At 51.6% G+C, this 5,448-nt stretch carries 3 protein-coding genes; all 3 read right to left on the bottom strand.

Annotation, left to right across the window (positions count from 1 at the left end; translation table 11 throughout):
* Positions 1 to 295: 295 nt before the first annotated feature.
* On the bottom strand, positions 296 to 2,380 hold the full coding sequence (locus tag LLG96_12970; GenBank protein MCE5251122.1) for a M28 family peptidase: 2,085 nt from the start codon (positions 2,378 to 2,380) through the stop codon (positions 296 to 298).
* A gap of 369 nt (positions 2,381 to 2,749) precedes the next feature.
* Positions 2,750 to 4,084 (bottom strand): amidohydrolase family protein, encoded by a 1,335-nt coding sequence (locus tag LLG96_12965; GenBank protein ID MCE5251121.1) that lies wholly within the window; start codon positions 4,082 to 4,084, stop codon positions 2,750 to 2,752.
* A gap of 246 nt (positions 4,085 to 4,330) precedes the next feature.
* A partial coding sequence (locus LLG96_12960) for an amidohydrolase family protein (GenBank protein MCE5251120.1) occupies positions 4,331 to 5,448 on the bottom strand: 1,118 nt, incomplete at its 5' end.

Genomic DNA, 5,448 nt, shown 5'->3' with positions numbered 1-5,448 from the left:
ATACAAAAAGCGCTGGAACAATTATTTGTGAAAATACCGTGAATACAATTTATGTTATCAACATTTCAACACTTTCAACAAAGAAAAAAGTAACAAAAAAGAAACTACAACTACTGTAAACATTTTTTAGGACTTGACATACGGCGAAGCCGAGGGGGATTATGATAAAGTAGGTATAACGTTGTAGCACATTGTTATTATTGAGATAATGTCAATATTAAGTATTCACATTTTGGCGTTTATACATAATCCGGGTTAAAGGTCTCTGTCCCTCTGTCCCTCTGTCCCTTTCACACTACTTCACGAATTCCACGAGATCATGCTGTTCCAAAAACCTGTAGTATTTAATGAGGTCGAAATTCCGGACAGGGATGCCCGCCTCAAGCTCGCATAACTTCCTGATTTCATTGAGATTCCTCTTTCCATCTACCCACCAGTACGATGACGATGCCCAGTCGTTTGCGGACCACCAGCGCGGCAGGCCCGATACCTCCACCCATTCCTCCGGTGGTATGCCGGACAGTGAAAGCGATACGATTATCGACCGTTTCGGAATAATGGATGCAGCCTCGCGCTCCCAGATGCCGTCAGGCGCTTTATAAGGGATAATCTTTACCGATCCGGCCCTGGCTTCCTCGTTGACTCTCTCCGTAAACTGCTGCGCGAGCAGAGCGCCGTATTCCTTCAGGTCGCTTGCATAACGGTCAAGGTACTGCTGTGCCTGCGCCTTACGGTCAGGGGCGACAAACCGTACGATATTCTCAACAGCTCTGCCTTGCAGACCGGCATAGTAATTGATGATTTCCGTTCCATCGGCGAGCATTTTCCCAAGCTCGGCGCCGTCACGCGCGGTACGGAGGCGTGTATTCAATTCCGTCGATTTGTCCGCGATGACATTCAATCCCCTGCTGAACGTGAGATCGGTCATGAACGGAACCTGATCGAAATCCGCATCGGCGAGGTAATAGAGGTACAGCGCGGCGAGTATACTCATGTCGCGGAGCGAACGAACATCGACCTTTTCGATGGTATCGCTCGAATTGTGGTGGAGCGTTCCTCCCGTCCTCGGATAAATCCAGTTTGTCGGCACCCCGATCATCGGCTCGCAGAAAAACGTGTCCGCCATCTGATAGGGAACTGTCTTGAACAGCCGGTCCGGTTGGTATTTCGAGTAGTATCGGCGTGCGATTTCGGTGATAACGGCATCGGTACAGGTAGGGCAGCAGTTCGGATTCATGACGAGGGTCACCGCCGAGGTCATGAGGTCGTAATCCCCGGCGCCGTCATCGCAGGAAACCGCGGCGACCGTTTTCTTCTGAAGACGTTCGAGATTATGCCCGGCAAATGCAATCGAGCCATAAATCTCAGACCCGATCCATACCCGTATTCCACGACGGGGACGGGGCAATTTTCCCGAGTTGATGAGATCGTTGATCGTACCGACAGCTTCGAGAATCGCGGCAGAGCCGGCGGCGTTGTCGCTCGCGCCCCACTCGTGGTTATGAGCTGACGCCAGCACCTCTTCACCCTCGCTGCCCGATCCGCGAACGAATCCCGTGGTATACGGGAGCGTGTCATCCGTGTAATATCTGCTGTCGACTTTTGCCCGTACTCTGACCTTTTTCCCCTGCCTGATGAGGTTCCTGAGATAATTCGCCTTGTTCTGCGAAATTGAGAACCGGATGTTCTTTTTGCTGTCCGAATCGATCATGAGCCACCCGCCGGGGATGTCGCTCCAGCCGTTGAGCCAGTTGTTTTCGTTCACCGAATCCCTGCTGTGGCCTTCGATCTGGTCGCTCACGATGCCGAGAATCCCATACCGGTCGAGATACCGTTTCAATCCACGCGAATTCGAGGAAACAAGGATGATTTTACCACGGGCATCGAGCGTCTTGAGAAGTTCGGGATTCGAGCGTTCGAGGACAACGAGTTCCGCCTCGATTCCCTCCGGCGGCATCGGAGCGCTCCAGCAGCCGAGCGATGTGGGGTTGTCACGGTAATTGCAGAGATACCGGTATTCGTCCGGCAGGTTCGCAGGTTCGATGACCTCCAGTGTGGCGTCCCGTGCATCCCACCCGAGAGGATTTATCCAGTCCCCGACTCTTGTTACGCCATCGGCGGGGGTTTCGACAAGTTTCGCCTCATCGAAACCGCGTTCCTCCATGATGGTTTTCACTTCTTCGGATGATTTTTTCCACATGGGCAGCGTCGACCATTTGTCGTATTGCCACAACCGCATTGTATAGTCACGTGTCCTTGAACCGGAAATTTCATGGCTCATGACCGAAAGCAGATCATCGAGCTCAGCTGGGTGCACAAACCCGGAATATGCCGGAATCGCCAGTAAAATCATTATAACGGTACGAATAACGCTCTTCATGGGTATCCCCTCTTTTTATGATATACGGGCATTCATTATCCGTCCGGTAACGTATTGATGAATTGATAAACTATTTTTCTTCTTTTCATCAGTATTCAATCTTGTAAATCATGTAAATCATGTCAAAACATGCTTTTTCTTCTTAACCCGGATTACTCATGAAAATATTTAACCACGAAGACACTAAGACACAAACAGATATAACAAATTGTATATAATATCTTTAGTAATTATTAATCGTTCACACAAAAAACATAGAGAAAATCAGCGTTCCATTAAATTCCATGAATTGGTCGGGTTGTATGTCTCTTTTCATCAGTATTCAATCGTGTAAATCATGTAAATCATGTCAAAACATGCTTTTTCTTCTTAATTACCGGATGTCTGACGATATTTTTCACGGTATTTTTCGTAGAGTATTTTCTGACGGTTGTTCAAATCCACATCGCGGCCCTGTATGTAGAGTTTTTCCACGTGTGTGGCGATCTCCAGCGGGTCGCCGTCCGTTACGATGAGTGTGGCGTCCTTCCCTTTCTCGAGCGATCCCACACGGTCACTGACGCCGAGGATTTGGGCCACAGAAAGGGTAACCGCCCTGAGTGCTTCATCTTTGGGAAGACCGTACGCAGCCGCCATGGCAGCATGGTACGGCAGGTTCCGCTCGTTTCCCGCGCCGCTTCCCCCGGCGATGCAGAACCGGACACCCGCATTATACAGCTTCAAAGGCACCGTGAATGGCTCATCATAATCCGAATCCCGGTTGTCCGGAAGGCGCAGAATCGGCGTTACGATCACCGGAACATCTTTCCGCTTCAGCAGTTCTGCCGCACGGGGGGCGTCCGCGCCGCCGATAAGAACAATTTTAATCTGTTCACGGTCTGCCCATTCCACTGCCGAAGTGATTTCCTGCAGGCTGCCTGCAACGACGATAACAGGCAGCTCTCCGCGAAGTACCGGTATCATCGCTTCCCACCGGATATCGGTCTTCAGGAAGGGCACACCCTTTTTTGCCTCCGCATCACGGGCGGTTTTATAGGCTCGGGCTTCCCGGAAAGCCTTTTCGAGCGCATCGAGCTGGTCACGGGTATTCTTACGCTGCTCGTCCCGGGACTGCTGCATCCCGTACGCGGATGTCGCCCTCATGCGGGGCCAGTTGATTATCATGCCCACCGGCGCCTTCAGAGTCATATCCTCCCATGTCCATCCATCGAGCATCAGGAGAGCCGATGTTCCCGATATGAGCCCCCCTGTCGGGGATGTCATCGCCAGGGCGACACCATTGGCGCGAGTCACCGGTATCCTCTCTGAATCGGGATTCACCGCTGTTTCCGCCCGTACATCGGGATTGATTGTTCCGGTCTCACGGAAATCGAGCGTTGCGCGCACCGCATCGATTTCATCCAGCCCGAGCTGAGAATCTGTCTCGATGAGCCCCGGATAAACGTGCTTCCCGCCGATATCGATTCTGAGCGCATCAGAGGGAATCGCGACATTCGTCCCGATTTCGAGGATTTTTCCCTTTTCGAAGAGAATGGTGCCCTGTTCTATAACGCTTCCGCTGACTGTATGGATGGTACCCCCGATGAGTGCTATCGGCTGCTTTTGCGGGGGAGCGGGAACCTGGTCCGATCCCTGCACCGTCATGGCCCATAGTATCCCAGTCATGGCCGCAAGCATCACGGTGATTTTGACTTTTTTTCTCATATGTGTTCATCTCCTTTATTAATATTTTGCGTTATTCAATTTATGCATAGTACTTACGGATGAGATGTTTTTCACGATAGAACGTCATTCCCGTGAAAACAGGAATCCATCATCTCATGCTCATGACAAAGCAATGGTACTACTGGATTCCCAGTTCACTTCGTTCCTGGGAATGACGACCAGCGTACAATACATAAGAGATTATGAACTCATTGAATAACCAAATAATATTATGTCGTTATTATGTTACTTCGGATTCGATGTTTTTTCAGTGTTCTGCTTCTTTTCCGGTTTCTTACCCAGAATTTTCTGGGTAATCGCCGTTTTTTGTTCGGCGGCCTTTTTCCGGAGTTCGCCGTCCTCGGCGCGGTCGAAATACCGCCGCCCGTCGATCCATGTCTGCTCGCACATGGAGTACGTTGACAGCGGAGAGCCGCTCCATATGACAAAATCGGCATCCTTACCCGGCTCGATGCTTCCGGCGCGGTCATTCACACCGAGCTGAATCGCGGGATTGAGGGTGACGAATTTCAGCGCCTCCTCTTCGGGAACATTGCCGTACTTGACCGCTTTCGCGGCTTCGAGATTCATGCGGCGCGCCAGTTCCGTATCATCGGAATTGAAGCTCACGAGCAATCCCTGGTCGCGCATGAGCGCCCCATTGTAGGGAATGGCGTCATAGACCTCGAACTTGTACGCCCACCAGTCGCTGAAGGTGGATGGCATGGTGCCGTGCTTTTTCAACACATCGGCGACTTTATATCCCTCGAGAATATGAATGAGGAACTCGACTTTGAATCCCATGTCATCACCTACGCGTATCAAGGCGAGGATTTCGTCCTGACGGTATGAGTGGCACTGCACCTGACGTTTGCCGTCGAGAATCTCGACAAGCGGTTCAAGGCGCAGGTCCCTTCGCGGCGGTATGGGATTCTTTCCCTCCTTCTTGTCACGTTCGTACACCTGCCATTCCTGACGGTAATCTTTTGCAGCCTGGAATGCATCGCGGAGATACTGTTCGACTCCCATGCGCGTCGCGGGATAACGGGTTGTCGGCGGCCCCTGAACGTTCGAGCGCTTGACATTCTCTCCGAGTGCGAATTTCAGGCCCGGTTTTGCCGTGCCGACAAGCATCTCGTCCGGCAGAGCGCCCCACCGGAGCTTGATAACCGCATTCTGTCCGCCGATCGTGTTCGCCGAGCCGTGAATGATACACGACATGGTCAATCCGCCTGCAAGCTGACGGTAGATATCGATATCGTCGGAATCGATCACATCCCTGATACGGGTCTCGGAGGTCATGGAATGTGTCGCCTCGTTGACACCGCCCCGTAAGGCAAGGTGCGAATGGGCATCAATAAGAC

The organism is bacterium (genome assembly GCA_021372535.1).
Taxonomy (GTDB): domain Bacteria; phylum Latescibacterota; class Latescibacteria; order Latescibacterales; family Latescibacteraceae; genus JAFGMP01.
This window is presented reverse-complemented; position numbering and strand designations above follow the sequence as displayed.